The organism is Pseudomonas sp. NFX224 (genome assembly GCF_048565165.1).
In the GTDB taxonomy this organism is placed as follows: Bacteria; Pseudomonadota; Gammaproteobacteria; order Pseudomonadales; family Pseudomonadaceae; genus Aquipseudomonas.
Window position 1 is genome coordinate 1,403,299 of the sequence record NZ_CP183416.1, and the last position, 25,319, is coordinate 1,428,617.

Sequence of the window (25,319 nt, forward strand, 5' to 3'; positions counted from 1 at the left end):
TGCCGGGTCGTATTGAATTTTCAAATACCTCTGTGGACTTTCTGATTTGCCGCCTCCAGCCCCAGCGCGCCTAATCGGCACATTCACTGAACCGGAAACCCATCATGAAACACAGCGGATTCACCGTCGCCCACGCGGGCATGTTGCTTTGGTCATTGTTGATTGCTGTCTCGTTTTCCGCCGCAGCCCAGGTCAGTCAGGCCATCGATCCGATCCTGCTGACCGGTTTGCGCCTGCTGTTTTGCGCTCTGGTGTTTTTGCCCTTGCTGCTGATCAAAGGCGACAGCCCCATGACCGCCCGCGGACTGCTCGGCCACGGAGTGCTTGGTTTGTTGCTGGCGGTGTATTTCGGTTCACTCTTCGAGGCGCTGCGCTACACCTCGGCGGTCAATACCGGGACGATGTTCACTCTGGTGCCATTGCTGACCCTGGGATTTGAAGCCGTGTTGATTCCCGACAGTCAACTGAAACAGCGGCTGGTACCCATGCTGATGGCGGCAGCCGGTGCTGTGCTGCTGGTGATGAAAGGCGCGGCCCCCGGCGAACTGCCTTCGCTGTATGCGTTGTCCGTGTTCGGAGTTGGTTGCCTGGCGATGGCGCTCTACTCACCTCTCAGTCAACGACTCAAGGCCAAAAGCTTCCAGGGCCGTGGCCCCCTGGGCATGACCTTCTGGAACATGCTCTTCGGCGCGCTGTTTCTGCTGGCGTTTTGCGGTTTCAGTGGTGGCTGGCGCTCGGCGGCACTGCTGACGGTAAGTGATTTCTACTGGCTGATGTACCTGGCGCTGTTTTCCACTCTGGCGACATTCTGGCTGCTGCATCGGGCGATTGGCGTGATTGCTCCTTCCTCGGTCATTTCCTATATCTACTTGAGCACGCTTTTTATCACGTTGTTTCACTGGCTTTGGTGGCGTCAATCACCACCGCCACTGGAAGTGTTGGGCGCATTCCTGGTCGTGGCCGGCATGCTGGCGTTGCTGATGTCCAGCCGACGCACGCTACCCGCGACGGTTCCGAGCTGAATGCTGACAGAAGGTTCTCCTCGCTCCTGCATTCCGCTAGGCTCACTCGCACAAGATTGCGCACGGTTAGCGCAACGAGCACCGCGAGACGGAATGGATGCTGAACAGTAACGTGCTAAGAAAGCTGGATATGCAGGACCTCATGGTGTTCATCGCCGTGTATGAGCAAAACAGCGTCACCGGAGTTTCCGAGACGCTGTGCGTCAGCCAGTCCACCGTAAGCTACTGCCTGAAAAAACTGCGCAGCAGCTTCGAAGATGAACTGTTCATCAACACCCGCACCGGCATGCGCCCCACTTATAAGGCCGGCAGCATGTACCCCCACGTGCTGAAGATCCTCGAAAGCATCAACCTGTGCCACGCCGGAGCCCCCGTGTTCGATCCGACCGCGCAACCGGCGACCTTCAACATTTGCGCACCGGAATACTTCGAACTACTGATCTTGCCGCGACTATTGAAGATCTTCGCTTTCGCTGACCTGCCGGTGATGGTCAATGTGCACAAGCTCGAAACCGACATCCCGGCTGAAGCACTACGTGATGGCAGTCTCGACCTGGTGATTGGCTTCGGCCCGAACTTTCATCGCAGCCATGGCGACTTCAATTCGCGGACGCTATTGGAAGATGACCTGGTCTGCGTCTTCGACAAACGCGCCATCCCGCGCGAGCCGCGCTTGAGCCTGCAAACTTTTGTTGAGCGCCGGCATGTGTTCCCGACGCCCTGGACATCCACCACCAACATGGTCGACGGCTGGTTGGTGCAACAAGCCCGGCAACGGCAGATCGTTGCCCGAGCCAACAGCTACAGCGCGGCACTCAAATTGATCACCGGCACCGACTTCGCCCTCACCCTGCCCCGGCGCATCCATCGATTGCTGGCCAATAAGGCCGTCTTCGATTACCGCGAAGCGCCCAATGGCTTACCGGGATTTACCCTCGACATGCAGTGGAGCCAAAACGTCGATCAGGACAGCGCCAACACCTGGTTGCGTGAGCAGGTGCTCAAGGCCTGCACCGAGCCGGAAATCTGAAACTCAGACGCTGATGGCGGCCTTGGCGTAAGACTCGCGATCGATGTCGAGGATCTCTACGCACAACTGGACCTCAACGCCTGCCGGCCATTCACACAGATCCTTGACCACCGCCAGCAGGCTTTCGGACAACTGCTGCTTGATCTGCGGCGAACGACCGCTCAACACCGCCAGCTTCACATGCACGAACGCCCGCTCCGCCAATGCAGTACCGACCTTGAACGTCTCGACTTTCACCGCGCGACTCTTGATGTCGGACTCGGCACCGAACTGACCGGAAGCCACCAGCGTATTGTTCAGCCGTATCAACGCCACATCGGCGTTCAGCTCCGGCAGGTTGGCGGTGTATTCCAAGTGCAGGTGAGGCATGGTTTCACTCCTGTAGGTCGGCGGAAAGCTCGTACATATAACACAGTGCTGCCCTGCTCACTGGGGCAGCGACAACAGATTGCGCTCACCCATGAACGTTTCAAGCCGTGAACGCAACCAGCGTTCGGCAGGATCGCTGTCGACGTGGCTTAGCCAGACCATCGACAGTTCAAGGGTCGGGGTCTTGAACGGAAAAGGTTCCTTGAACAACTGACCGGACGCCGCCATCGCCTCGGCGGTGTAATCCGGCAAGCTGGCAATCAGATCGGTCCCTGCAAGCAGCGCCGGCAACGAGCTGTACTGCGGCACCGAGAGCACCACCTGACGCGAACGACCGATCTGCGCCAGCCACTCATCGGCGAAGCCACTGACGTTGGCAATATGGGACACCAGTACATGCGGGCGATTGCAATATTCATCAACGGTCAACGGCGTATCGGAGGCATCGGCGCGCAACAAACTAGGATAGATGTGCCGCAGCAACTTGCGCTTGGCGTTGGCCGGCAGACCGCGACTCTGGGTGACTCCCACTGTTATATCACCGGACGCCAGCAGATCGGAGATCCGCCAGTGATCGACGTTCTGCACCACGAACACCACCTTCGGTGCCTCCTTGCGTAATGCATGCAGCAACGGCGGTAATAGCCCGTATTCGACATCGTCGGACATACCGATGCGGAAGGTCATGGTGCTGTTGCTCGGGTCGAAATCGTGGGTCAGGCTCAACGCCACCGACAACGAATCCAGCGCCGGCGACAGGTGACGGAAGATCTCATCAGCCCGTGCCGTCGGCTCCATCCGATGGCCGACGCGAATGAACAACGGATCGTTGAACATCGTACGCAAGCGATTGAGGGCCGAGCTGATGGTTGGCTGACCGAGAAACAGCTTCTTCGCCACCTTGGTGACATTGCGCTCAAGCATCAGCGTTTCAAACACCACCATCAGGTTGATGTCGGCCTTGCGTAGTTCGTTGCGATTCATCCATTGACCCCGCGCCCATTCACTGTCGACAGTTTAGGGAGGTGCCGCAACCGGCGTCTATGTGAGTAAACAAATGTTTCAGGCATTTTTGCGTTTAATGCAAATGCACTCAAAGCCATAAGTACGCCCGGGTGAAACGAAGCTGCTCTGACTGAGCAGCTTCACCGCTTCAAACCTAGATCTCCTTGACCGGGGTCTGATCGCAAGTCCCCTTGATCAAGCTGATCGCATGCACGCAATCCGACCTGTTGACGTAAGCCTCGCCACTGGCAATCGTTTCATGATTTCCCGCCCGCAAACGCCACCGCCACTGACCTTTTCCAGACAGGACAGAGCCACGGGTTTGCCTGTAAATCTCAAAATACATTGTTCGCTCCTTGCGATGACTGGTTACGGCAGATCAGTGACCTGCGAAAACCAGAGTAGAGGAGGATTTGCTGGTGCGAAGTGTTTGAATGTCAGGGGATATTTCGCAAGGAAAGCCCTGAATTACGGGAGGACCAATGAATTCGGCGCCCGGTAAATCGAGGGACTTGGATAGGTAAGTTTTCCCATGAAATGGCATCTTTTTCTTACGCGGGAACACTCTTGGTCCGACACCAGAAAACCCGGACAAACAAAAAAGCCCCGTAACTTTTCAGCTACGGGGCTTTTTCTATGTAATGGCGGAGAGATAGGGATTCGAACCCTAGGTACCGGTGAAGGTACAACGGATTTCGAATCCGTCCCATTCGGCCACTCTGGCATCTCTCCAACGGCGCGCATCATAACAACACTTTTGCCGGAAGCGAACCCCCCTGAGCAAAATATTTCTGTGCTATCAGATGCTTGCGTCGGTTAAAGCGGTACGCCCAGACGCTTGGCGACTTCTTCGTAGGCTTCGATGACGTCACCGAGGCCCTGGCGGAAGCGGTCTTTGTCCATCTTCTTCTTGGTATCCTTGTCCCACAGGCGGCAGCCGTCAGGGCTGAACTCGTCGCCCAAGACGATGGAGCCGTCGCTGAATACGCCGAATTCCAGTTTGAAGTCGACCAGCAACAGGCCGGCGTCGTCGAACAGTTTGCTCAGGACTTCGTTGACCTTGAGCGACAGTTCTTTCATGCGAACCAATTGCTCGGCGGTGCCCCAACCGAAGGCCACGACGTGGGATTCGTTGATGAACGGGTCGCCCTTGGCGTCGTCCTTCAGGAACAGTTCGAAGGTATAAGGGTTGAGCTTCAAGCCCTCTTCAACGCCCAGGCGCTTGACCAGGCTGCCGGCGGCGTAGTTACGCACGACGCATTCAACCGGGATCATGTCCAGCTTCTTCACCAGGCACTCGTTGTCGCCCAGCAGTTTGTCGAATTGGGTCGGTACGCCGGCCGCTTCGAGTTTCTGCATGATGAAGGCGTTGAACTTGTTGTTCACCATGCCTTTGCGGTCGAGCTGCTCGATGCGCTTGCCGTCGAACGCCGAGGTGTCGTTGCGAAACAGCAGGATCAAGCGGTCAGCGTCGTCGGTCTTGTAAACCGACTTGGCTTTGCCGCGGTAGAGTTCTTCACGTTTTTCCATGATGGGCTCCGCTTGCTAAGTAGATGGGCTAGGCGATATGTCGCCAGTCGAGCCCTGAATCTTGATCGGCCAGTTGCAGCCAGTCCGGGTCGCACCCGAGGGTGTCGACAAAACATTGCCGGGCCAGCTGCGGCAGGTTGTTCTTGCTGCTCAGATGAGCCAGGACCAAGTGTTGCAGGTCTTTCCAGCCCAACTCGGACACCAGGAATGCCGCCTGGTGGTTGTTCAAATGTCCCAGCTCCCCGCCCACCCGCTGCTTGAGAAAGTACGGGTAGTGCCCGCGAGCCAGCCTGTCACGGCAATGATTGGCCTCGATCATCAACGCATCGAGGTCCCGATAGCCTTCCAGCACCTTGTTGCAGTACGAGCCCAGGTCGGTCAACAGGCCGAAGCGCCGCTCACCGTCACTGAACACGTATTGCGTCGGCTCCTGTGCATCATGGGCCACGGCAATGACACTGATGCTCAAGTCCCCGATCTGCAGTTGCTCACCGCCCGCCAGGAAACCTGCGGGTTCGATGGGTTTACGCATCCCGCGCAACGTCCCGCGACTGAGGTAGACAGGCAGATTGTAGCGCCGAGACAGCAAACCCACGCCATGCACGTGGTCGGCATGTTCGTGGGTCACGAGTATCGCGCTCAACTGCGCAGGGTTCACACCCAGGCGCAGCAAGCGTTTTTCGGTTTCCCGCAGGGAGAAACCACAATCCACCAGCACGTACGTATCAGCGCTGGCTATCAGCGTGCCGTTCCCTTGGCTACCGCTGCCGAGAACGGCAAAACGCATGTGATCAGCCCAGATTGTCCTGAATCACGCTCAACACTTTACGCGCCACGTCAGCAGGCGCCACGGTGTTGATGTTCTTCTCGACGGTGACCTGGACGCTCTCGCCCACCTTGCTCAGGCGAACCTGATAGCGCTCGGCGCGAGCTTCAACTTCTTCCTTGTTCGGCGCACTGCCGAACAAGCTGCTGAAGAAGCCTGGCTTGTCGTCTTTCTTCTCGGCTTTTTCAGCCAGGTTGATGTAGTACAGGCCCAGGCTGCGGTTGATGTCTTCAACACGCCATTCACCCTGCTCCAGCGCACGACCGACGCTCGACCAGGCACGATCCAGGTCGGTGCCGACGTTCAGCACAGGGTTGCCGCTGCCGTCTTCGCTCAGGCTGACACGGCTTGGGGTGTCGAAATCACGGGACGCCAGCATGGAGACCGAACCGCCCTTCTCGGAGATGCGGCTCATGCTCGCGAGCATGTCGTCGACCAGTGCCGCGTCCAGGCCGGTGTTGACCGAACGGTTGGTGAAGGCCACATCGGCAGTGCTGCCGGCAGGACGTTCGGCGCTGACCACGTAGACTTCACTGGTGTTGCGCTGCACGCCCGGCTCGATGCGTACCCGCACGCGGGTTTCGCTATCGGTTGCGACACCGGCCGCACTCAGGCGCTTGGCCATCGCTGCCGACAGTTCGTCGGAACGCTGCCAGGTAGTGGTGAATTCGCCGGTTTGCGGGCGCTGCTCGTCCAGGCGGAAACCGTTGTCCTGGTAGAACTGCACGGCCACAGGCCAGACTTCGGCTGGAGGGTTCTGCGCCAGGATCGAGCGGGTATCACCGCTCTTCTGTAGGGAGTAGGCGCTGGCATCGGCAGCGGCCGACAACGGCTGCGGACGAGGAACGACGTATTCACCCTTGGCGGTGTCATCGGCCACGTTGCGCGGGATCGGCAACAACGGATCCAGACGCTTGGCGGTGGTGACGTCCGTAGGCAGTTGCATCGGTGCAGTCTGTTGCGCTTCCAGGTAATCGCTACCACGGTCACGGAAATAACCTTCCGGGCCCCAGATCCATCCGCAGCCACTGGTGCTGGAGATAATCAAGGCAAGTGCGGAAAGTCCGGCCATTCGCTTCATGCGGTGTACTTCCTCAATTAAACCAGGACGCCGGACAGGCGCATGGCCTGCCGCAGCGGTTCGTGACATTCGGCGCTGAGCCAGGTGAGCGGCAGACGGATTCCGTCCGGCATCAAGCCCATTTCATGCAGCGCCCATTTCACGGGGATAGGGTTGGATTCGATAAACAGGGTTTTATTGAGCGGCATCAGCTTTTCATGAATGGCGCGAGCCTTCTCGGCCTCACCATTCAGGGCGGCGATGCACAGGTCGGCCATGTCACGCGGGGCGACGTTGGCGGTCACCGAAATGTTGCCCTTGCCGCCCAGCAGGATCAGCTCGACTGCGGTGGCGTCGTCGCCGGAGATCACCAGGAAGTTGCTGCTGACACCGTCGATGATGGCTTTGGCACGCGTCAGGTCGCCGGTGGCTTCCTTGATACCGATGATGTTTTTAACGGTCGACAAACGGATCACAGTCTCGGCCTGCATGTCGCATGCGGTACGACCTGGCACGTTGTAGAGGATCTGCGGGATGTCGACAGCTTCGGCGATTGCCTTGAAGTGCTGGTACAAGCCTTCCTGGGTCGGCTTGTTGTAGTACGGCGTGACCAGCAGGCAAGCGTCAGCGCCGGCAGTCTTCGCGTTGGTGGTCAGCTCGATGGCTTCGCGAGTCGAGTTCGCGCCGGTACCGGCGATCACCGGAATGCGGCCATTGACCTGCTTCACGATGCGACGGATCACTTCGATGTGTTCGTTCACATCAAGAGTGGCCGATTCACCTGTGGTGCCTACCGCCACGATGGCGTGGGTGCCGTTTTGCAGGTGAAAGTCCACCAGTTTGCTCAGGCTGTCCCAGTCGAGACGACCCTGTGCATCCATGGGTGTGACCAGTGCCACCATACTGCCCGCAATCATGCAACCGCTCCTGCCGGAAAAAGAGAGCCGTAATGGTACTGGCGCCAAGATGCTTGTACAAGCGAAGTACTGCGCTGCCGCCATTCCCCTTGGCGCTGCTTTTCGCTACCCTTCAGACTTTGATCGGTACTGACAAGCTCGTACGCCGGGTTTCTGCCTCCATTTTCGGCATCACAAGCCCCATTCCAGCGTTGCAACCGCTCGCTCCTGCCATACTGGAGCACGTTGCAACCTGCGCCTGAGGCTTTCTGAATTCGCATCCGCAGGCTCGCCCCGGTAAAACAGGCCGATAGAAGTACCGACCGCTCATCGCTTTAGGAATGCTGCATGTCCACCCCCACAGTTCGCGAACAATTCCTTGTCATCAGTGCCCTCGGCGCCAACCCCATGGAGCTGACTAACGTCCTGTGCCGCGCCAGCCATGAAAATCGCTGCGCCGTGGTTACCTCCCGCCTGACCCGTCATGGCGAGTGCAGTGCGCTCGTCCTCGAAATATCCGGCAGCTGGGACGCCCTGGCGCGCCTGGAAGGCAGCCTGCCAGTGCTGGCCAAACGGCACGCGTTCACCGTCAACGTGGTGCGTAGCGCGGCGCTGGAGAATCGTCCTCAGGCTTTGCCTTACGTCGCCTACGTGAGCTCGGCTTACCGTTCGGACATCATCAACGAGCTGTGCCAGTTCTTCATGGACCACAACGTCGAGCTGGAAAACCTGACCTGCGACACCTATCAGGCTCCGCAAACCGGCGGCACCATGCTCAATGCCACGTTTACCGTGACCTTGCCGGCCGGCGTGCAAATCAGCTGGCTGCGCGATCAGTTCCTGGATTTCGCCGATGCGCTGAACCTGGACGCCCTGATCGAACCGTGGCGCCCACAGAACCCAATGTAAGGAAGCATTTCATGGCCGTTGCTATCGACCAACCGGTTGCCGACTTCGAAGCACCCGCCACCAGCGGGCAGACCGTCAGCCTCGCGAGCCTTAAAGGCAAGCAAGTGGTGATCTACTTCTATCCGAAGGACAGCACGCCGGGTTGCACGACCCAGGGTCAGGGTTTTCGCGATCAATTGGACGCTTTTAAAGCGGCCAACACCGAAGTGTTTGGCGTTTCCCGCGACAGCCTGAAATCCCATGAAAACTTCAAGGCCAAGCAAGCGTTCACTTTCGAGCTGATCAGCGACAAGGAAGAGGCGCTTTGCCAGCTGTTTGACGTGATCAAGCTGAAGAAACTTTACGGCAAGGAATACATGGGCGTGGATCGCAGCACGTTCCTGATCGACAAGGATGGCGTATTGCGTCAGGAATGGCGCGGCGTGAAGGTGCCGGGCCATGTTGATGCGGTGCTGGCTGCGGCGCAGGCGCTGAACAAGGCTTGATCCTCCAAAAAAAATCGCAGCCCTGAGCTGCGATTTTTTTTCGACCTTCTTTAAAGCAACGGCGCCACCACCGGTTCCTTGCGTGGCCACGCATCAAGCACAGCCTTGAACAGCGTCGCCAGGGGAATCGCAAAGAACACTCCCCAGAATCCCCACAGCCCGCCAAACAACAGCACCGCACAGATAATCGCCACCGGGTGCAGATTGACCGCCTCCGAGAACAACAACGGCACCAACACGTTGCCATCCAACGTCTGGATGATCCCGTAAACCGCCATCAAATAAATGAACTGATCGCTCCAGCCCCACTGGAACAGCGCAATCAGGAACACCGGCACCGTCACCACCACGGCACCGACGTAGGGCACCACCACCGAAACCCCCACCAGTAACGCCAACAGCGCCGCGTAGTTTAGCTCCAGGACAACGAAAGCGATGTAGGTCACGCCGCCGCAAATGAAAATCTCGATGACCTTGCCGCGAATGTAGTTGGCAATCTGCCGGTTCATTTCATGGGCGACACGGGTAATGAGCGCTCGCTCACGGGGCAGGTAGCCGCGCACCCACTGGCCGATCATGGCCCGGTCCTTGAGGAAGAAAAACACCAGGATCGGCACCAGCACCAGATAGATCATGATGTTGACCAACAGCGGCAGACTCGACAGTGAGAATGTCAGTGCCCATTGCCCGAACTTGCCGATCTCGCCCCGTGCCACCTCGATGGCTTGCAGCACCTGTTCGTCGGATACCAGATGGGGATAGCGTTCCGGCAACAGCAGCAACAGCGACTGCCACTTGGCGAGCATGCCGGGTAACTCGTTGAACAAAGTGATCAACTGATGCCAGAGCAGCGGCACCACGATCACGATGAATACCAGCAACACACCCATGAACAGCGCAAAGACCAACCCCACCGCCACCCCGCCCGGCACCCGCAAGCGCTCGAGGGTCAGCACCAAGCCCTGCATCAGGTACGCCAGCACCATCCCCGCCAACACCGGCGCCAGCATGCCGCCCAGCGTGAGCACGGCGGTGAACGCCAGAAACAGCAGGACCGCCAGAACCACGGCTTCTTCATCGGAGAAGTAGCGCTGAATCCAGTCGCGTAACACTTTGAACATCAATAATCCTTAAGAACAAATGCCGCAGGTTTCAGGCCTTTTTCAACCAGTAGCGGTACACGCCCGCCTCATCTTCTTCACGAAGCAGCGTATGACCGGCCAATCGGGCAAAGGTGCGAAAGTCGCGCTGCGAACCCGCATCGGTGGCAATCACCTTGAGCACCGCACCGCTGGCCATTCGATTGAGCTCCATCTTAGCCTTGAGCAACGGCAACGGACAATTCAGACCGCTGGCGTCCAGCTCAACGTCATGGGCTACAGCATCGATCATTGCATTACTCCGGGTCACGTAGTCGAGTCGCCTAGAATATCTGGTCGCAAGGCTGGTGTCCGGCTACAGTAAGGTCTTTGTCGACTAAGGCTTTGTGCATGACTTTTTTGCGCCCTACCCTGCTGACGCTCGCTTGCCTGCTCGCCTCACCGGGCTTCGCCGACGACCTGCCGTCACTCGGCGACGCCAGTTCTGCCATCGTCTCGCCACAGCAGGAATACCAGTTGGGTCGCGCCTGGCTCGCGCTGTTGCGCAGCCAGGTCTCGCAACTCAACGATCCGCAGCTCAAGGACTATGTCGAGTCCAGCGTTTATCGCTTGGTGGAGACCAGTCAGGTCAATGACCGGCGCCTTGAGTTCATCCTGATCAACAGCCCTCAGCTCAACGCCTTTGCGGCACCTGGCGGGATTGTCGGGGTCAACGGCGGCCTGTTTCTCAACGCCCAGACCGAAGGCGAATATGCCTCGGTACTGGCGCACGAATTGGCTCACTTGTCGCAACGTCACTTTGCCCGTGGCGTCGAAGCGCAACAGCGCATGCAAGTGCCGATGATGGCCGCCTTGCTGGCCGGGATCGTGATTGCCGCGGCCGGTGCCGGTGATGCCGGGATTGCCGCCATTGCGGGTACGCAGGCGGCGGCGATTCAGGAACAGCGACGCTTCTCTCGTCAGAACGAACAGGAAGCCGACCGCATCGGCATCCTTAATCTGGAAAAGGCCGGCTACGACCCGCGCTCGATGCCAACCATGTTCGAACGCCTTGGGCGTCAGTATCGCTTCGACGCCAAGCCACCGGAATTCCTGCTGACTCACCCGGTCACCGAATCGCGGATCGCCGACACCCGCAACCGTGCTGAACAGGCTCCAAAAGGCGGCATCGAAGACACCGTGCGTTATCAACTGATTCGTGCACGGGTGCAGCTGATATACGAGGAAACTCCAGGCCTGGGCGCCAAGCGCTTTCGCGCGCAGCTGGATGAAAACCCGAAAAGCGATGTCGCACGCTACGGCCTGGCCATCGCCCAGATCAAGGGCGGCCAACTCAACGAAGCACGGGAAAATCTCAAGCTGCTGCTGGCCAAGTCGCCAAACGAGATCATCTACAACCTCGCTGAGATCGATCTGGACATCACCAACAATCGTCTGGCGGATGCACAATCCCGGGTGGACCGGATGCTGACTCAGTACCCGGGCAACTATCCGCTGAATCAGGTGCGCGTCGACCTGCTGTTGAAACAAAACCGCGCCGCCGATGCGGAAAAAGCACTGGAAGGCCTGCTCAAGTCGCGGCCGGACGATCCGGACGTGTGGTATCAAGTGGCCGAGACACGTGGTTTGTCAGGCAACATCATCGGCCTGCACCAGGCACGTGCCGAGTATTTCGCCCTGGTCGGCGACTATCGCCAGGCGATCCAGCAACTGGATTTCGCCAAGCGCAAGGCTGGCAGCAACTTCCCGCTGTCGTCACGTATCGATGCCCGTCAGCGAGAACTGATGGAGCAAGAGCGCATGATCAAGGACATGATGGGGTAGTTTGTTTCAGGCATAAAAAAACCGCCTCTTTCGAGGCGGTTTTTTATTCAACCGACAACCGGATTATTCAGCCAGCTTGAAGGTGATGAAGCTGGCACGACCTTGACGCAGTACACGCATCGACACCGAACGATTCTTCGGCAGCGCCTTGGCGATGTCGGTGAATTCCTTGGTGGACTCAATCGCCTGGTTGTTCAGGTGAGTAATGACGTCACCAGGCTGCAAGCCGATCATCGAAGCAGGACCGTCCTGCACTTCCTTGATCACCACGCCGCCTTTGAGGTCGTAGGTTTTCTTCTGCTCAGCGGTCAACTCGACGACGGAAACACCCAGACGATTACTGTTGGTCTCGGCGCCCGACTTCGGCAACGCATCGAGTTCTTTGTCTTCATCAGGGATCGCGCCAACCGTCAGGTCGACGTTTTTGCGCTTGCCTTCACGAATCACTTCCAGATTGGCCTTCGAGCCAGCTTTCAGTGCACCGACCAGATGCGGCAGATCGGCGGACATCACGATCGGCTGCCCGTTCATGCTCAGGATTACGTCGCCAACTTGCAGACCACCCTTGGCAGCCGGGCCGTCATCCTGGATCTGGGCGACCAGCGCACCGGCCGGTTTATCCAGACCGAACGACTCGGCCAGATCCTTGTTCACTTCCTGAATCACCACACCCAACCAGCCTCGACTGACCTTGCCACCGCTTTTCAGCTGATTGGAAACGTCCATGGCCACGTCGATAGGAATCGCGAACGACACACCCATGAAACCGCCGGAACGGGTGTAGATCTGCGAGTTGATCCCGACCACTTCGCCGTTCAGGTTGAACAACGGACCACCCGAGTTACCCGGGTTGATCGGCACGTCGGTCTGGATGAACGGCACATAGTTTTCGTTCGGCAGGCTGCGACCGACGGCACTGACGATGCCTTGGGTCACGGTATGGTCAAAGCCGAACGGCGAGCCGATTGCCACGACCCATTGGCCGGCCTTCAGGTCCTGGGATTTGCCGAGTTTCAGAACCGGCAGATCCTTGCCTTCGATTTTCAGCAATGCCACGTCGGAGCGCGGATCGGTGCCGACCAGCTTGGCTTTCATTTCGCTGCGGTCAGCGAGACGCACGAGAATTTCGTCGGCGTCAGCGATTACATGGTTGTTCGTCAGGATGTAGCCGTCAGGCGAAATGATGAAACCCGAACCCAGGGACTGGGCTTCACGCTGACGATCACCACGAGGCGAACGCGATTGCGGCGGCATGCCTCGTTCGAAAAACTCGCGCAGCATCGGCGGCAAGCCTTCGAGGTCGGGCATCTGCTGGTTGACCTTGCGATCAGGCAGTTTCTGCGTGGTACTGATGTTCACCACCGCCGGTGAGGCCTGCTCGACCAGTTGTGTGAAATCAGGCAGTTCGACCGCTTGCGCAGTGACCGCCTGACCGAGCACCAGCACGGTGGCAAAAATGGAAAGATAAGACTTCAAGCGTGGTATCGACATACGGCTCCCGTTACGACGAGCATGGTTAAGCGATATGGATCAAGGAACACCGGGAAAGATACGCCGGTATTTTTGTTCCGGGAACAACAAACAAGGCCAGAGCCGAGGGGCTCTGACCTATAAAAAATTCTGGGGGTATTTGCAAACTGAAATGCTCACGAAACATTTCGATCTCAGCTTACTGTGTGGCGGAAGAGGCATCAGTACGCATGGATAACGCAATCCGTTCAGCAGTGCCTACCGGAATCTCGCCAACCACGGTCACCATGATCTCGCCTTGCGGTGTGGTCAAGCGCCGGGAAACGGCGACGGTTGGTCCCAACTGAGTGCGGGTGTCGGTGACTGTCGCCCCATTCAATGGCTCCAGGAACACCGAAAAACGCGCCAGGCCATCGTCATACATCAGGCTGTTGACCTGGGTTTTGGTGTCGGGATCCTTGCGTGCGGAGCTGCTGGTCAGCTCGAAACCGGGCGGCAACCAATCCGAATGCCAGACCCGAGCGGTCTTGATTGCAGAAGCCTTGTCACTGTCGAGATTGACGGCTTTGCAGTCAGCACCTGGCTGCAAATCACTGTCGGAAGGAACATCGACGGTATCCAGTTGCGTGAACTGGAACCGCTCCAGCAACTGCCCTTTATCGTTCAGCAGCAACGATTTCAGCGGCAAGCCGGTTTCTTTATCCAGATGCAGTTCAAAACCGTAACGATGCTGATCGCGAGGCGTGAGCGAAACGATCACCGCCGCACGGCCGGCCACGCGCGACTTGCCAATGACAGCAAGGTCATACCAGTTCTTGAGCTTTTGGGGATCGAGTGCACGAGCTGCGGAGTTTGGCGAATCCCCCAGCCCTGCGATCAGGGTGCCGCTGACGCATTGAGTATGCCCATCAATGCGTACGACTTCCTGCGCCGAGCCGTCGAGCTGGAGCAGCCGCTCGCGGACTTTGCCATCCTGGACGCGGTGCCAGATGTTATGGGTAGAAAAACTACCGTTACGCTCGTAGACGAAAGTACCGTGAAAGCTTTGCTGTTGCTCGGCCTGACCAAGACGGGTCAACCAGTCCTGGGCTTCATCGGCGTGGGCTGGGACAACAAACCAGCCACTGAGCAGAAGCGAAAGTAGAGGTATGGCGCGCATGATCCTCCTTAACGGTTTTCCAGGCTTGCTGCACGAGCGTAAGGCAGAGCGCTTTCAGTACCTTTCAATGCAGCCTGTTGAGCATGTTGGCGCAGGTAGCTCGGCAGACGTTGATCGTGCCAGCCTGGCTGACCTTGCAATACTCCGTTGGCCATAGGACCAGTGGCTTCCGAACTCTCATTGTAGCCTGCCAAAACAGCCGGGCCCTTGATTTGAGGTGCGGCCAGATTTTGTTGGCTGGATTGCTGAGCCAGTTCGACACCGGCAATCTCGTCCTGGTTGTACAGACGAACACCTGCCAGTACAGCGACGGTTACCGACGCGGCGACGGCCAAACGACCCAGGCTGCGCCATGGACCACGGGTGGCTTTTGCCGGTACGGCTTCGTCAGCCAAGGCTGCGGAAACGGCCGCGGCGATGTCCAGACGTGGAAGCAGCAGATCCTTGTGCATCGCTGCCCGAGCGATCTGATAACGAGCCCAGGTTTCACGGGTTTCAACATCGTCGCAGGCACTGAGTACCCGACGCAATTCCAATTCGTCCGCTTCGTTATCCATCACTGCGGACAGCGATTCCTGCAGGGCTTCACGACTCATGGCGTTCCTCTCTTGGCTGTCGCCGCTGTCTTTAGTTTTCCTGCAACAACGGTTGCAGGGCTTTATCGATGGCCTCCCGGGCGCGGAAAATCCGGGAGCGCACGGTGCCCACCGGACATTGCATGACGCTCGCAATGTCCTCGTAACTCAGACCATCGAATTCACGTAAAGTTAAAGCCGTACGCAAATCTTCTGGAAGTTGCTGAATGGTTCGATGGACGGTGCCTTCGATCTCATCCCGCAGCAAAGCCCGTTCTGGCGACTCGAGATCCTTGAGGCCATGATCGCCATCGTAGAACTCTGCATCCTCGGAACTGACATCACTATCCGGCGGCCGGCGGCCGCGTGAAACCAGATAGTTTTTCGCCGTGTTAATGGCGATGCGGTAAAGCCACGTATAAAACGCGCTGTCTCCGCGAAAATTTCCAAGTGCGCGGTACGCCTTGATAAAGGCTTCTTGCGCCACATCCTGGGCTTCATGGGTGTCGTGCACAAAACGCACGATCAACCCGAGAATTTTGTGCTGGTATTTCAGCACTAGCAGATCGAACGCGCGCTTGTCGCCGCGTTGAACGCGTTCGACCAGCTGCTGATCCTCTTCCTGGGTTAGCATGAACACTCCTCGATAAGCTCGGAGGAGGCTTGCATAACTAAACGACCGGACTTGCAAACATAGACTCGGGCTTTTCGCAAAAGTTCTCCCCCTCCAGGCAAGTTTCCTGCGGGCTCTGATTCGGCACGCACGAAAAGCGCAGCGCGAGATTCCCCGGCTGCGCGAATAATCTTGTCATCGGTTTCGCCGGCAAGGATCCAAAGCGGATCCTGCGCTGAAGCCGACACTGTCCCTTGAATCAGGCAACCGTCTATTGATCTTGGGCCTTTGGCAAAAGTTCCAAATATTTATAGCTACCCGAAACCGACATTGTGCAACCGTGCAGTGAAAAAGACTGTTAAATCCACGATACAGTTCACTTGTCGCCGAATCGGTCGAAAAAACATCCGACGAAGCGTCAGGTCTTTTCCGTGACAGTAGTTTCACAATGCCATATGGGCTCGGCTATTGTGCCGCTCCCCCCCTCTATATACTAGTGGGCTGTACGCAAACCTGACTCGCCTGTCCAGTTGTCCAGCGCCTCCCCCGAACCGGGTCGCTTTGAGCGGAATTCTGAAATGAGCCAACAGCTTCAACACGATGTTCTGGTAATTGGCAGCGGTGCTGCCGGCTTGAGCCTTGCGCTGACCTTGCCCGGTCATTTGCGTATCGCCGTACTGAGCAAAGGCGACCTCGCCAATGGCTCGACGTTCTGGGCCCAGGGCGGGGTCGCTGCCGTTCTGGATGACACCGATACTGTCGAATCCCACGTCGATGACACCCTCAATGCCGGCGGCGGCCTGTGCCATGAAGATGCCGTACGCTTCACCGTCGAGCACAGTAAAGAAGCGATTCAATGGCTGATCGACCAAGGCGTACCCTTTACCCGCGATGAACAGTCCAGCACTGAGGATGGAGGATTCGAGTTCCACCTGACCCGCGAAGGTGGCCACAGTCATCGACGCATCATCCATGCCGCCGATGCCACCGGCGCGGCGATTTTCAGGACATTGCTGGCCCAAGCCAAAGAACGACCGAACATCGAACTGCTGGAACAACGGGTCGCGGTCGACCTGATCACCGAAAAGCGCCTCGGCCTGGAAGGTGATCGCTGCCTGGGTGCCTACGTGCTCAACCGTAGCACCGGTGAAGTCGATACCTACGGCGCCCGTTTCGTGATCCTCGCCTCCGGTGGCGCCGCCAAGGTCTACCTCTATACCAGCAACCCCGATGGCGCCTGCGGTGATGGCATCGCCATGGCCTGGCGCTCGGGCTGCCGGGTGGCAAACCTGGAATTCAACCAGTTCCACCCCACCTGCCTGTATCACCCGCAAGCCAAGAGTTTCCTGATCACCGAAGCCCTGCGCGGTGAAGGGGCGCATTTGAAGTTGCCGAACGGCGAACGTTTCATGCAGCGCTTCGACCCGCGGGCCGAACTGGCTCCCCGCGACATCGTCGCAAGGGCCATCGACCATGAAATGAAGCGCTTGGGCGTCGATTGCGTCTATCTGGACATCAGCCACAAGTCCGAAGACTTCATCAAGACGCACTTCCCGACCGTGTACGAGCGCTGCCTCGAATTTTCCATCGACATCACCAGGCAACCGATTCCGGTGGTTCCGGCCGCGCACTACACTTGCGGCGGCGTGATGGTCGACCAACAAGGTCGTACCGATGTGCCGGGACTTTATGCGATTGGCGAAACCAGCTTCACCGGCCTGCATGGCGCCAACCGCATGGCCAGCAACTCGTTGCTGGAGTGTTTTGTCTATGCGCGCTCGGCTGCTGCAGACATCGTGGAGCAATTGCCGCAAATTTCGGCGCCCATCGCCCTGCCCGCCTGGGATGCGAGCCAGGTGACCGATTCCGATGAAGACGTGATCATCGCGCACAACTGGGATGAACTGCGGCGATTCATGTGGGACTACGTCGGCATCGTGCGAACCAACAAGCGCCTGCAACGGGCTCAGCACCGGGTGCGCCTGTTGCTGGATGAAATCGACGAGTTTTACAGCAACTACAAGGTCAGTCGCGATTTGATCGAACTGCGTAACCTGGCCCAGGTGGCCGAGTTGATGATCCTGTCAGCCATGGAGCGCAAGGAAAGTCGCGGCCTTCATTACACGCTCGACTACCCGAACATGCTGCCGGTTGCCCTGGACACTATTCTGGTGCCGCCCACCTACGTCGACTGAACTTGAGCCGGACCCGCAGGCGGCGGTGCACATCCGACGCTTGCGAATCCCGGGGCACGCAAATGGCCCGGACTCGCCGCTCGCCCCGCAGGCGAAAACGCAGCACGACCACCAACGGCAGCGCCAGGCTGTCCGGCCGCAGTTGTACCGGTCGCCATCCTGTCGCCTGACTCCACAACTCCCAGCCCTCGGCACTGCGGCGCAAACCGCAGAATGCCTGTGGGTGCGTCAGCAAAATCTGCCGTGGCAACGCCCAAACGCCATGCAACAGGCAGCACGAAGCGCCGAGCAGATGGGCCCAGGGCGGCATTTCGAGAAAAAACAGCGAACCCAGCGCGAACAGCTGGGCCAACAGATACGCCGCCAGCAAATGCCGTGAGGCATGCCAGCGGCATTCGAACGAATTACTTGGGCTGGACACGATCCAGGATCATGCGAACCATGCGCTGAAGTTCCGGATCTTGCGATTCGTTGCGCTCCATGAACCAGCCGAACATGTCCTGATCTTCGCATTCCAGCAGACGGACGTACAACGCGCGGTCCACCTCGTTCAGACCTGCGTAAACCTCTTTCACGAATGGCACCAGCAACACGTCCAGCTCAAGCATGCCGCGGCGGCTGTGCCAGTAGAGGCGGTTCAGTTCAACATCTTCGACCATGGAGCGCTCCTCAAATAGGCGGCAAGTATACAGTCCCCGGCATCATCGAACAGTCGGCTTTGGTCGGTCACCGACGATCCTTTGTGAACTACCCATTTCATGGGCGCCCCCTTATCATGTCCGCCAGACTCTTTATCCTGCGATGACCCATGGCCGATTCTGCTTTTTTCTGCACGCTGTCTCATGAAGGTGTTCTGGCGGTCCGCGGCGCGGACGCCGGCAAATTCCTGCAAGGCCAATTGACCTGCAACCTCAATTACCTCAGCGACACCCAGGCCAGCCTCGGCGCACGCTGCACGCAGAAAGGCCGGATGCAATCGAGCTTCCGCATCCTGCTTGAAGGTGACGGTGTGCTGCTGGCCATGGCCAGTGAGTTGCTGGAGCCACAACTGGCGGACCTGAAAAAGTACGCGGTGTTCTCCAAGTCCAAATTGACCGATGAGAGTGCAGCCTGGGTCCGCTTGGGTGTCGAGCACGGCGATGCGGCTTTGAAGAGCCTCGGGATTGACCTGCCGACAGACACCGACAGCGTTGCGCGCCATGACGGTTTGATCGCCATCCGCGTTTCACCCGGTCGCGCCGAACTCTGGGTCGCCGCCGATCAAGCCGACAGCATCAAGGGCAAGCTGTCCGCCCTGCTGGCCGAAGGTGATCTGAATCAATGGCTGCTGGGCCAGATCCGCGCCGGGATCGGCCAGGTGATGCCGAACACCCGTGAGCTGTTCATCCCGCAGATGCTCAATCTGCAAGCCGTCGGTGGCGTGAGTTTCAAAAAAGGCTGCTACACCGGCCAGGAAATCGTCGCGCGAATGCAGTACCTGGGCAAACTCAAGCGTCGCCTGTACCGCGTGCAACTGGATGCCAGCGCACTGCCTGAACCTGGCACCCAACTGTTCTCCCCAAGCCACAACAGTGCAATCGGTGAAGTGGTGCTGGCCGCCAATGCCGAAAATCACATTGAACTGTTGGCCGTGCTGCAAGCCGAAGCGGCAGAAGCCGGTGATATCCACGTGGGCGCCCTCGACGGCCCGGCGCTGCACTTGCTCGACCTGCCTTATCAACTGGACCGCGACCGCGAAATCCAGCGTTAAACGCAGTACCCTTTTGCGACACCTAGAGAAACGAAATGAGTGAGCTGGCGGAAAAGGTCCAACAGGATTTGGTTGAGGCCATCGATAACGATGACCTGGTTCTGCCGACATTGCCGGAAGTGGCTTTACAAATTCGCAAGGCCGCTGAAAACCCGGAAATCAGTATCAGTAGCTTGAGCAAAGTGATCGGTCGTGATGCCGCGCTGTCGGCGCGTCTGATAAAAGTGGTCAATAGCCCCCTGCTGCGCGCGACTCAGGAAGTCACTGATTTGCACACGGCGATCACGCGCCTGGGCATCAACTACAGCAGCAACCTGGCCATCGGCCTGGTCATGGAGCAGATTTTCCATGCCCGCTCCGAGGTGGTGGAACAGAAAATGCGCGAAGTCTGGCGCAAGAGCCTGGAAATCGCCGGTGTCAGTTATGCGCTCTGCCGCAGCTATACGCAGCTCAAGCCCGATCAGGCAGCCCTTGGCGGGCTGGTGCATCAGATTGGTGTGTTGCCGATCCTGACCTACGCCGAAGATCACTATGAACTGCTGTCCGACCCGGTCAGCCTCAACCATGTGATTGACCGCATTCATCCATTACTCGGCGACAAGCTGCTCAGGGTCTGGGAATTTCCGGAGTTGCTGGTGAAGGTGCCGCTGCTGTATCAGAACTTCAAGCGCCAATCCGCTCAGATCGATTATGTCGACCTGGTGCAGGTGGCGAGTCTGTACTGCCACAAAGACACCGATCATCCGATTTCGCGTATTGATCCTTTCAGCGTGCCGGCCTTCGTCAAACTCGGGATTGATCCGGACAACAAGGCGATGTGTGCGGATCTGGAAGAAACCCGGTCGATGTTTTACTGACCCGGACCGCGTCACTCTCCAGCAATAAAGCTCACCCGCACTTTCAACCCCGCCTGCTCGCCATCGTGCAGGCTGATCTGCGCCAGATGTGCGCGGCAGATCTCGCCGACAATCGCCAAGCCCAACCCTGATCCCGCCACTTGCTGGTTGCGTCGGTAAAAGCGTTCGAAAACCCGGTCACGCTCTTCAAGGGGAATTCCAGGGCCATCGTCTTCAACTTCCAATATCGCCGGGGCCGAGACTCGCAGAATGACGTTGCCACCCGGCGGCGTATGGGCCAGCGCGTTGTCCACCAGATTGCTCAACAGTTCGTTCAACAAGGTCGGTTCGCCGCGCAGCCAGACCGGTTCGTCCGCTTCCAGTGCCAACGCCACACCTCGTTTATGGGCCAGCGGCGCCATGGCCATGCCCAATTCACGGGCCAACTGACTGAGATCCAGCAACTGGGCACCGCCCTCGGCAATCGCCCGAGCACCGTTTTCGACCCGCGCCAGTGAGAGCAGTTGATTGGCCAGATGAGTCAGGCGATCGGTGCCTTGAGCGGCCGTTTCCAGCGTGCTGCGCCAAGTTTCGGGTTCGCTCGCTCGCAGGCCCAGTTCCAGTCGCGCCTTGAGGGCCGCCAGCGGTGTACGCAACTCATGAGCGGCATCGGCGATGAACTGCGCCTGCCGCTCGAACTGCCCACGCAAACGTTCAGTGAAGTGGTTGAGCGCACGCACCAGCGGCCACAGCTCGTGCTGGACTTCCACCAACGGCAGTGGACGCAAATCATCGGACTGGCGCTCTTCCACCGCCGTGCGCAGCCGCTCCAGCGGACGCAACGCCGCGCTGACCGCAAACCACACCAACAACAACGCCCCAACCGCCAGCATGCCCAGACGCAGCAAGGTATCGGCAGCCAGACTGCGGGCCATGCTGACACGCGCTTCATCGGTTTCCGCCACGCGGATTTCCGCCATGCCGTTCATGTTCGGTTCGCTGACCGCTTTGAGCAGGCTGACCACCCGAACGTTCTGCCCTTGGTAAGTGGCGTTATAGAACCGCGCCAGCGCCGGATAGTTATCGGTACGCGGCGTTCCCGGAGGTGGCGCCGGCAGGTTTTCGTAGCCAGAAATCAGCTTCTGATTGATGTCGTTGACCAGATAGAAAATTCGCCCGGCGCTGTCGTAGGCGAAGGTATCAAGCGCCACGTAAGGCACGTCGAGGCTGAGACTGCCGTCGCGCTCGGAGAGGCCCGCGGCGATGGTCCGCGCCGAGGCCAGCAAGGTCCGGTCGTAAGCCGTATCCGCGGCTTCGCGGCCGTTCCAGTACGCGCTCAATCCGCTGGCCAGCATCAACACCACCAGCAGCAGCGCCAGGTTCCACAGCAACCGCCAGCGCAGACTGCTGGGCTTATGCATCGCGGCTTTCCAGCAAGTAACCGAGACCACGGAAAGTCACGATGGCCACGGGCTGACCATCGAGTTTCTTGCGCAAGCGGTGCACGTAGATTTCGATGGCGTCGGGGCTGGCTTCTTCGTCAAGACCGAACACCTGGGAGGCTAGCTGTTCCTTGCTCATCACCCGCCCGGGACGGGCGATCAGGGCTTCAAGCACCGCTTGTTCGCGGGACGTCAGGGTCAGCAGTTCTTCACCGAGAGTGAAGCGCCGGGTGTCGAGGTCATAGGCCAATACTCCGCAACGTTGCAGGCGTTCACCGCCCAGCACGCTACGTCGCAGCAAGGCTTTGACCCGGGCTTCGAGTTCGGTGAGTTCGAATGGCTTGGCCAGGTAATCGTCGGCGCCGAGGTTCAGGCCATGCACCCGATCCTTGACGTCGCTGCGGGCCGTCAGCATCAACACCGGCAGGTTTTTGCCGCGAGCGCGCAAGCGCGCGAGCACTTCAAAACCATCCATGCGCGGCAGGCCGACATCGAGAATCGCCATGGCGTATTCCTCGCTGCCGAGCGCCAGGTCGGCCGCCACGCCATCGTGCAGCACATCCACGGTCAAGCCAGTGCTCTTGAGCGCCTGGGCGACACTTTCGGCGAGCTGCAAATGGTCTTCGACGAGCAGGACACGCATGGATCTTTACCTCATTCAGGGATGGCCGACGCCACTCTTTGGCGCGGAGTTTACAGCGGCAATGGCCGCTGTGAAGCCCGAAAAATCGTGAAAGGCTTCTGAAAGGTTAGCGAAAGGTTAGCCCGTTAGAGTCGGACCACGGACAGTTTCGACTGCCGTCGCTGCTGCCACACAGCGATCCGAAAAACGCCTCGAAGCGTTTTCGACAAATAAGAACAATAAACGGAGTAAGTCATCCATGCAGTCCTTGCAGACCCAGGCACTCGCGCCTGCCCGCCTCTCCCGTTTCAGCCACACAGCCCTTGCCAGTGCCGCCGCGCTTACCGGTTTTTCGCCGCTGAGCTACGCCGACTTCATCGAAGACAGCACGGCCACGTTCGAAACCCGCAACATGTACTTCAATCGCGATTTTCGCGATGGCACCAGCGCCCAACAGTCCAAGCGCGACGAATGGGCCCAGGGTTTCATGCTCAATCTGCAATCAGGTTACACCGACGGCACCGTGGGCTTCGGGGTCGATGCGCTGGGCATGTTGGGGGTCAAGCTCGATTCGAGTCCTGACCGTACCGGCACGGGCCTGCTGCCGACCCACGACGACGGTCGCGCGGCGGACGAATACTCCAAGTTGGGGTTGACCGGCAAAGTAAAAATCTCGGCCACGGAACTGAAAATCGGCAGCCTGATTCCGGAACTGCCGATCCTCAAGCCCAACGATGGGCGCATCCTGCCGCAGACGTTTGAAGGTGGCCTGCTGACCTCCAAAGAGATCAAGAACCTGACCTTCACCGGCGGGCGTCTGGAAAAAGCCAAGGACCGCGACAGCACCGATTTCGAGAACATTGCCCTCAACAACAAGAACAGCCGCTTCGCCGGTACGGTAGCCGGCAAGCACTTTGACTTTGGCGGCGTGGACTACAAGTTCACCGACAAAATCACCGGCAGCTACCACTTCGCGCAACTCGATGAAGTCTACAACCAGCACTTCCTCGGCGTGGTTGCCTCGCAGCCATTCGGGCCAGGCACGTTCGGCACCGATTTGCGCCTGGCCATTAGTGATGACGAGGGGCAGGCCCGTGGCGGCAAGATCGACAACAAGTCGCTCAACGGCCTGGTGAGCTACGCCTTGAGCGGGCACAAGTTCAGCGCCGGCTATCAGCACATGTCCGGCGACAGTGCGTTCCCCTATGTGGACGGCGCCGACCCGTACCTGGTCAACTTCGTGCAGATCAACGACTTTGCCGGCGCCGAAGAGCGTTCCTGGCAGGCACGTTACGATTTTGACTTTGCCAAACTCGGCGTGCCAGGCCTGAGTTTCATGAGCCGTTACTTGAGCGGTGACAACATCAAGCTCAAGAACGGTGACGAAGGCAAAGAGTGGGAACGCAACACCGAAATCAAATACGTAGTACAAAGCGGCGCCCTCAAGGACGTCGCCGTTCGCCTGCGCAATGCCACGTACCGCTCCAACTACTCTGCTCGCGATGCCGATGAAGTGCGTCTGCTGGTGAGCTATAGCGTTGCCCTTTGGTAATTCAGTGCGTCGATAACAACAACTCCCAAGGAGACTTGAATGAACCTGTCAATGCGTAAACTAGCCCTCGCCGCCAGCGTCCTGCTGTTCACCGGCCAAGCGCTTGCCGAACCCAAACGCCCGGAATGCATCGCCCCGGCCTCGCCGGGCGGTGGTTTCGACCTGACCTGCAAACTGGCGCAGAGCGCGCTGGTCAACGAAAAGCTGCTGACCAAACCGATGCGCGTGACCTACATGCCCGGCGGTGTCGGCGCGGTGGCGTACAACGCGGTGGTCGCCCAGCGTCCGGCGGATGCCGGTACGTTGGTTGCCTGGTCCAGCGGGTCGCTGCTGAACCTGGCCCAAGGCAAGTTCGGCCGTTTCGATGAAACCAACGTGCGCTGGCTCGCAGCCGTCGGCACCAGCTACGGCGCCATCGCGGTAAAAAGCGACTCGCCCTACAAGACCCTCGACGACCTCGTTCAGGCACTGAAGAAAGATCCGAGCAAAGTGGTGATTGGTTCCGGCGGCACCGTCGGCAGCCAGGACTGGATGCAAACCGCGCTGATCGCCAAGGCCGCCGGGATCAACCCGCGTGACCTGCGTTACGTCGCCCTCGAAGGTGGCGGTGAAATCGCCACTGCTCTGCTCGGCGGTCACATCCAGGTCGGCAGCACCGACATCTCCGACTCCATGCCGCACATCCAGAGCGGCGACATGCGCCTGCTTGCGGTGTTCTCCGACAAGCGTCTGGACGAGCCGGAAATGAAGGACATTCCAACCGCACGCGAGCAAGGCTACGACATCGTCTGGCCGGTGGTTCGCGGCTTCTACCTGGGGCCAAAAGTCAGCGACGAAGACTACGCCTGGTGGAAAGACTCCTTCGACAAACTGCTGGCCTCGCCTGAGTTCGCCAAGCTGCGCGACCAGCGTGAACTGTTCCCGTTCGCCATGACCGGCCAGGAACTGGACACCTACGTGAAGAAGCAAGTCGCCGACTACAAAGTCCTGGCCAAAGAGTTCGGCCTGATCCAGTGATCGTCTCTGTCTAGTGGCCGCGGCTCCGTTTG

General features: G+C 58.7%; 27 protein-coding genes and 1 tRNA gene. 10 read left to right on the forward strand and 18 right to left on the reverse strand.

The window, feature by feature from the left end:
• Window positions 1-104: 104 nt before the first annotated feature.
• Together ACNYC6_RS06220 and ACNYC6_RS06225 are read left to right on the forward strand one after the other, a co-directional pair.
• On the forward strand, window positions 105-1,022 hold the full coding sequence (locus tag ACNYC6_RS06220) for a DMT family transporter (RefSeq protein ID WP_419711550.1): 918 nt from the start codon (window positions 105-107) through the stop codon (window positions 1,020-1,022).
• A 97-nt stretch (window positions 1,023-1,119) separates the two neighbouring features.
• A complete protein-coding gene (locus tag ACNYC6_RS06225) occupies window positions 1,120-2,052 on the forward strand; it encodes a LysR substrate-binding domain-containing protein (RefSeq protein ID WP_419711551.1) in 933 nt (310 codons plus the stop codon).
• 3 nt (window positions 2,053-2,055) lie between these two features.
• On the opposite strand, the gene ACNYC6_RS06230 is transcribed toward ACNYC6_RS06225, so the two are convergent.
• The 8 genes from ACNYC6_RS06230 to dapA all read right to left on the reverse strand — a co-directional run bounded on the left by ACNYC6_RS06230 (window position 2,056) and on the right by dapA (window position 7,759).
• Entirely contained in the window at window positions 2,056-2,421 is a 366-nt protein-coding gene (locus ACNYC6_RS06230; RefSeq protein ID WP_419711552.1) for a 5-carboxymethyl-2-hydroxymuconate Delta-isomerase, read from the reverse strand.
• A gap of 57 nt (window positions 2,422-2,478) precedes the next feature.
• On the reverse strand, window positions 2,479-3,405 hold the full coding sequence (locus tag ACNYC6_RS06235; protein ID WP_419711553.1) for a LysR substrate-binding domain-containing protein: 927 nt from the start codon (window positions 3,403-3,405) through the stop codon (window positions 2,479-2,481).
• A 175-nt stretch (window positions 3,406-3,580) separates the two neighbouring features.
• A complete protein-coding gene (locus ACNYC6_RS06240; RefSeq protein ID WP_419711554.1) occupies window positions 3,581-3,772 on the reverse strand; it encodes a YegP family protein in 192 nt (63 codons plus the stop codon).
• A 296-nt stretch (window positions 3,773-4,068) separates the two neighbouring features.
• Window positions 4,069-4,158: transfer RNA gene (locus tag ACNYC6_RS06245), tRNA-Ser, on the reverse strand.
• Window positions 4,159-4,242: 84 nt separating this feature from the next.
• Window positions 4,243-4,956, reverse strand: coding sequence for a phosphoribosylaminoimidazolesuccinocarboxamide synthase (gene purC / locus ACNYC6_RS06250; RefSeq protein ID WP_338585228.1), 714 nt, complete (start codon window positions 4,954-4,956; stop codon window positions 4,243-4,245).
• 28 nt (window positions 4,957-4,984) lie between these two features.
• The gene (locus ACNYC6_RS06255; RefSeq protein ID WP_419711555.1) at window positions 4,985-5,743 is read right to left on the reverse strand and encodes an MBL fold metallo-hydrolase; all 759 of its coding nucleotides are present in this window, start codon (window positions 5,741-5,743) and stop codon (window positions 4,985-4,987) included.
• A 4-nt stretch (window positions 5,744-5,747) separates the two neighbouring features.
• Window positions 5,748-6,863, reverse strand: coding sequence for an outer membrane protein assembly factor BamC (gene bamC, locus ACNYC6_RS06260; RefSeq protein ID WP_419711556.1), 1,116 nt, complete (start codon window positions 6,861-6,863; stop codon window positions 5,748-5,750).
• A gap of 17 nt (window positions 6,864-6,880) precedes the next feature.
• On the reverse strand, window positions 6,881-7,759 hold the full coding sequence (gene dapA, locus ACNYC6_RS06265) for a 4-hydroxy-tetrahydrodipicolinate synthase (protein ID WP_419711557.1): 879 nt from the start codon (window positions 7,757-7,759) through the stop codon (window positions 6,881-6,883).
• Between the two features lie 327 nt (window positions 7,760-8,086).
• Between dapA and ACNYC6_RS06270 the strand changes: the two genes are divergently transcribed.
• Both ACNYC6_RS06270 and ACNYC6_RS06275 read left to right on the forward strand, forming a co-directional pair.
• The gene (locus ACNYC6_RS06270; RefSeq protein ID WP_007979776.1) at window positions 8,087-8,647 is read left to right on the forward strand and encodes a glycine cleavage system protein R; all 561 of its coding nucleotides are present in this window, start codon (window positions 8,087-8,089) and stop codon (window positions 8,645-8,647) included.
• A gap of 11 nt (window positions 8,648-8,658) precedes the next feature.
• A complete protein-coding gene (locus tag ACNYC6_RS06275; protein ID WP_028621874.1) occupies window positions 8,659-9,132 on the forward strand; it encodes a peroxiredoxin in 474 nt (157 codons plus the stop codon).
• A gap of 50 nt (window positions 9,133-9,182) precedes the next feature.
• Here ACNYC6_RS06275 and ACNYC6_RS06280 read toward each other — a convergent pair whose 3' ends face one another.
• Together ACNYC6_RS06280 and ACNYC6_RS06285 are read right to left on the reverse strand one after the other, a co-directional pair.
• On the reverse strand, window positions 9,183-10,253 hold the full coding sequence (locus ACNYC6_RS06280; RefSeq protein WP_419711558.1) for an AI-2E family transporter: 1,071 nt from the start codon (window positions 10,251-10,253) through the stop codon (window positions 9,183-9,185).
• Window positions 10,254-10,284: 31 nt separating this feature from the next.
• Window positions 10,285-10,524, reverse strand: coding sequence for a sulfurtransferase TusA family protein (locus tag ACNYC6_RS06285; protein WP_338585223.1), 240 nt, complete (start codon window positions 10,522-10,524; stop codon window positions 10,285-10,287).
• 98 nt (window positions 10,525-10,622) lie between these two features.
• Here ACNYC6_RS06285 and ACNYC6_RS06290 point away from each other — a divergent pair, with 98 nt between their 5' ends.
• Window positions 10,623-12,056, forward strand: coding sequence for a M48 family metalloprotease (locus ACNYC6_RS06290; RefSeq protein ID WP_419711559.1), 1,434 nt, complete (start codon window positions 10,623-10,625; stop codon window positions 12,054-12,056).
• A 63-nt stretch (window positions 12,057-12,119) separates the two neighbouring features.
• Here the strand turns inward: ACNYC6_RS06290 and ACNYC6_RS06295 are convergent, their stop codons facing one another.
• The 4 genes from ACNYC6_RS06295 to rpoE form a co-directional block, all read right to left on the reverse strand.
• Window positions 12,120-13,547 carry a DegQ family serine endoprotease gene (locus tag ACNYC6_RS06295; RefSeq protein WP_419711560.1) on the reverse strand — a complete coding sequence of 476 codons (1,428 nt, stop codon included), beginning with the start codon at window positions 13,545-13,547 and terminating at the stop codon, window positions 12,120-12,122.
• 178 nt (window positions 13,548-13,725) lie between these two features.
• The gene (locus ACNYC6_RS06300; RefSeq protein ID WP_419711561.1) at window positions 13,726-14,685 is read right to left on the reverse strand and encodes a MucB/RseB C-terminal domain-containing protein; all 960 of its coding nucleotides are present in this window, start codon (window positions 14,683-14,685) and stop codon (window positions 13,726-13,728) included.
• An 8-nt stretch (window positions 14,686-14,693) separates the two neighbouring features.
• A complete protein-coding gene (locus tag ACNYC6_RS06305; RefSeq protein WP_419711562.1) occupies window positions 14,694-15,281 on the reverse strand; it encodes a sigma-E factor negative regulatory protein in 588 nt (195 codons plus the stop codon).
• Window positions 15,282-15,312: 31 nt separating this feature from the next.
• Window positions 15,313-15,894 (reverse strand): RNA polymerase sigma factor RpoE, encoded by a 582-nt coding sequence (gene rpoE / locus ACNYC6_RS06310; protein WP_003172477.1) that lies wholly within the window; start codon window positions 15,892-15,894, stop codon window positions 15,313-15,315.
• A gap of 557 nt (window positions 15,895-16,451) precedes the next feature.
• On the opposite strand from rpoE, the gene nadB reads away from it, so the two are divergent.
• Complete coding sequence (gene nadB, locus ACNYC6_RS06315; RefSeq protein WP_419711563.1) at window positions 16,452-18,068, forward strand: L-aspartate oxidase; 1,617 nt, start codon at window positions 16,452-16,454, stop codon at window positions 18,066-18,068.
• Here the strand turns inward: nadB and ACNYC6_RS06320 are convergent.
• Window positions 18,037-18,489, reverse strand: coding sequence for a protein YgfX (locus ACNYC6_RS06320; RefSeq protein ID WP_419711564.1), 453 nt, complete (start codon window positions 18,487-18,489; stop codon window positions 18,037-18,039). The genes nadB and ACNYC6_RS06320 overlap by 32 nt on opposite strands.
• Complete coding sequence (locus tag ACNYC6_RS06325; RefSeq protein ID WP_273921096.1) at window positions 18,473-18,727, reverse strand: succinate dehydrogenase assembly factor 2; 255 nt, start codon at window positions 18,725-18,727, stop codon at window positions 18,473-18,475. Before ACNYC6_RS06325 ends, ACNYC6_RS06320 begins: the two co-directional genes overlap by 17 nt.
• A 149-nt stretch (window positions 18,728-18,876) precedes the next feature.
• Here ACNYC6_RS06325 and ACNYC6_RS06330 point away from each other — a divergent pair, with 149 nt between their 5' ends.
• Both ACNYC6_RS06330 and ACNYC6_RS06335 read left to right on the forward strand, forming a co-directional pair.
• Entirely contained in the window at window positions 18,877-19,818 is a 942-nt protein-coding gene (locus ACNYC6_RS06330; protein ID WP_419711565.1) for a YgfZ/GcvT domain-containing protein, read from the forward strand.
• A gap of 35 nt (window positions 19,819-19,853) precedes the next feature.
• Window positions 19,854-20,675 carry an HDOD domain-containing protein gene (locus ACNYC6_RS06335; RefSeq protein ID WP_419711566.1) on the forward strand — a complete coding sequence of 274 codons (822 nt, stop codon included), beginning with the start codon at window positions 19,854-19,856 and terminating at the stop codon, window positions 20,673-20,675.
• Window positions 20,676-20,686: 11 nt separating this feature from the next.
• Here ACNYC6_RS06335 and ACNYC6_RS06340 read toward each other — a convergent pair whose 3' ends face one another.
• Both ACNYC6_RS06340 and ACNYC6_RS06345 read right to left on the reverse strand, forming a co-directional pair.
• A complete protein-coding gene (locus ACNYC6_RS06340; RefSeq protein ID WP_419711567.1) occupies window positions 20,687-22,075 on the reverse strand; it encodes a sensor histidine kinase in 1,389 nt (462 codons plus the stop codon).
• Window positions 22,068-22,739 carry a response regulator gene (locus ACNYC6_RS06345; protein WP_075947499.1) on the reverse strand — a complete coding sequence of 224 codons (672 nt, stop codon included), beginning with the start codon at window positions 22,737-22,739 and terminating at the stop codon, window positions 22,068-22,070. Before ACNYC6_RS06345 ends, ACNYC6_RS06340 begins: the two co-directional genes overlap by 8 nt.
• A 238-nt stretch (window positions 22,740-22,977) precedes the next feature.
• Between ACNYC6_RS06345 and ACNYC6_RS06350 the strand changes: the two genes are divergently transcribed.
• Both ACNYC6_RS06350 and ACNYC6_RS06355 read left to right on the forward strand, forming a co-directional pair.
• Window positions 22,978-24,270 carry an OprD family porin gene (locus ACNYC6_RS06350; RefSeq protein ID WP_419711568.1) on the forward strand — a complete coding sequence of 431 codons (1,293 nt, stop codon included), beginning with the start codon at window positions 22,978-22,980 and terminating at the stop codon, window positions 24,268-24,270.
• A gap of 39 nt (window positions 24,271-24,309) precedes the next feature.
• Window positions 24,310-25,287: a Bug family tripartite tricarboxylate transporter substrate binding protein gene (locus ACNYC6_RS06355; RefSeq protein WP_419711569.1), complete on the forward strand. Its 978-nt coding sequence runs from the start codon at window positions 24,310-24,312 to the stop codon at window positions 25,285-25,287.
• Window positions 25,288-25,319: the final 32 nt, after the last annotated feature.

Coding starts and splice junctions, on each gene's coding strand:
- ACNYC6_RS06220 (WP_419711550.1), top strand. CDS start 105: ATGAAACACAGCGGATTCACCGTCGCCCACGCGGGCATGTTGCTTTGG.
- ACNYC6_RS06225 (WP_419711551.1), top strand. CDS start 1,120: ATGCTGAACAGTAACGTGCTAAGAAAGCTGGATATGCAGGACCTCATG.
- ACNYC6_RS06230 (WP_419711552.1), bottom strand. CDS start 2,421: ATGCCTCACCTGCACTTGGAATACACCGCCAACCTGCCGGAGCTGAAC.
- ACNYC6_RS06235 (WP_419711553.1), bottom strand. CDS start 3,405: ATGAATCGCAACGAACTACGCAAGGCCGACATCAACCTGATGGTGGTG.
- ACNYC6_RS06240 (WP_419711554.1), bottom strand. CDS start 3,772: ATGTATTTTGAGATTTACAGGCAAACCCGTGGCTCTGTCCTGTCTGGA.
- purC (WP_338585228.1), bottom strand. CDS start 4,956: ATGGAAAAACGTGAAGAACTCTACCGCGGCAAAGCCAAGTCGGTTTAC.
- ACNYC6_RS06255 (WP_419711555.1), bottom strand. CDS start 5,743: ATGCGTTTTGCCGTTCTCGGCAGCGGTAGCCAAGGGAACGGCACGCTG.
- bamC (WP_419711556.1), bottom strand. CDS start 6,863: ATGAAGCGAATGGCCGGACTTTCCGCACTTGCCTTGATTATCTCCAGC.
- dapA (WP_419711557.1), bottom strand. CDS start 7,759: ATGATTGCGGGCAGTATGGTGGCACTGGTCACACCCATGGATGCACAG.
- ACNYC6_RS06270 (WP_007979776.1), top strand. CDS start 8,087: ATGTCCACCCCCACAGTTCGCGAACAATTCCTTGTCATCAGTGCCCTC.
- ACNYC6_RS06275 (WP_028621874.1), top strand. CDS start 8,659: ATGGCCGTTGCTATCGACCAACCGGTTGCCGACTTCGAAGCACCCGCC.
- ACNYC6_RS06280 (WP_419711558.1), bottom strand. CDS start 10,253: ATGTTCAAAGTGTTACGCGACTGGATTCAGCGCTACTTCTCCGATGAA.
- ACNYC6_RS06285 (WP_338585223.1), bottom strand. CDS start 10,524: ATGATCGATGCTGTAGCCCATGACGTTGAGCTGGACGCCAGCGGTCTG.
- ACNYC6_RS06290 (WP_419711559.1), top strand. CDS start 10,623: ATGACTTTTTTGCGCCCTACCCTGCTGACGCTCGCTTGCCTGCTCGCC.
- ACNYC6_RS06295 (WP_419711560.1), bottom strand. CDS start 13,547: ATGTCGATACCACGCTTGAAGTCTTATCTTTCCATTTTTGCCACCGTG.
- ACNYC6_RS06300 (WP_419711561.1), bottom strand. CDS start 14,685: ATGCGCGCCATACCTCTACTTTCGCTTCTGCTCAGTGGCTGGTTTGTT.
- ACNYC6_RS06305 (WP_419711562.1), bottom strand. CDS start 15,281: ATGAGTCGTGAAGCCCTGCAGGAATCGCTGTCCGCAGTGATGGATAAC.
- rpoE (WP_003172477.1), bottom strand. CDS start 15,894: ATGCTAACCCAGGAAGAGGATCAGCAGCTGGTCGAACGCGTTCAACGC.
- nadB (WP_419711563.1), top strand. CDS start 16,452: ATGAGCCAACAGCTTCAACACGATGTTCTGGTAATTGGCAGCGGTGCT.
- ACNYC6_RS06325 (WP_273921096.1), bottom strand. CDS start 18,727: ATGGTCGAAGATGTTGAACTGAACCGCCTCTACTGGCACAGCCGCCGC.
- ACNYC6_RS06330 (WP_419711565.1), top strand. CDS start 18,877: ATGGCCGATTCTGCTTTTTTCTGCACGCTGTCTCATGAAGGTGTTCTG.
- ACNYC6_RS06335 (WP_419711566.1), top strand. CDS start 19,854: ATGAGTGAGCTGGCGGAAAAGGTCCAACAGGATTTGGTTGAGGCCATC.
- ACNYC6_RS06340 (WP_419711567.1), bottom strand. CDS start 22,075: ATGCATAAGCCCAGCAGTCTGCGCTGGCGGTTGCTGTGGAACCTGGCG.
- ACNYC6_RS06345 (WP_075947499.1), bottom strand. CDS start 22,739: ATGCGTGTCCTGCTCGTCGAAGACCATTTGCAGCTCGCCGAAAGTGTC.
- ACNYC6_RS06350 (WP_419711568.1), top strand. CDS start 22,978: ATGCAGTCCTTGCAGACCCAGGCACTCGCGCCTGCCCGCCTCTCCCGT.
- ACNYC6_RS06355 (WP_419711569.1), top strand. CDS start 24,310: ATGAACCTGTCAATGCGTAAACTAGCCCTCGCCGCCAGCGTCCTGCTG.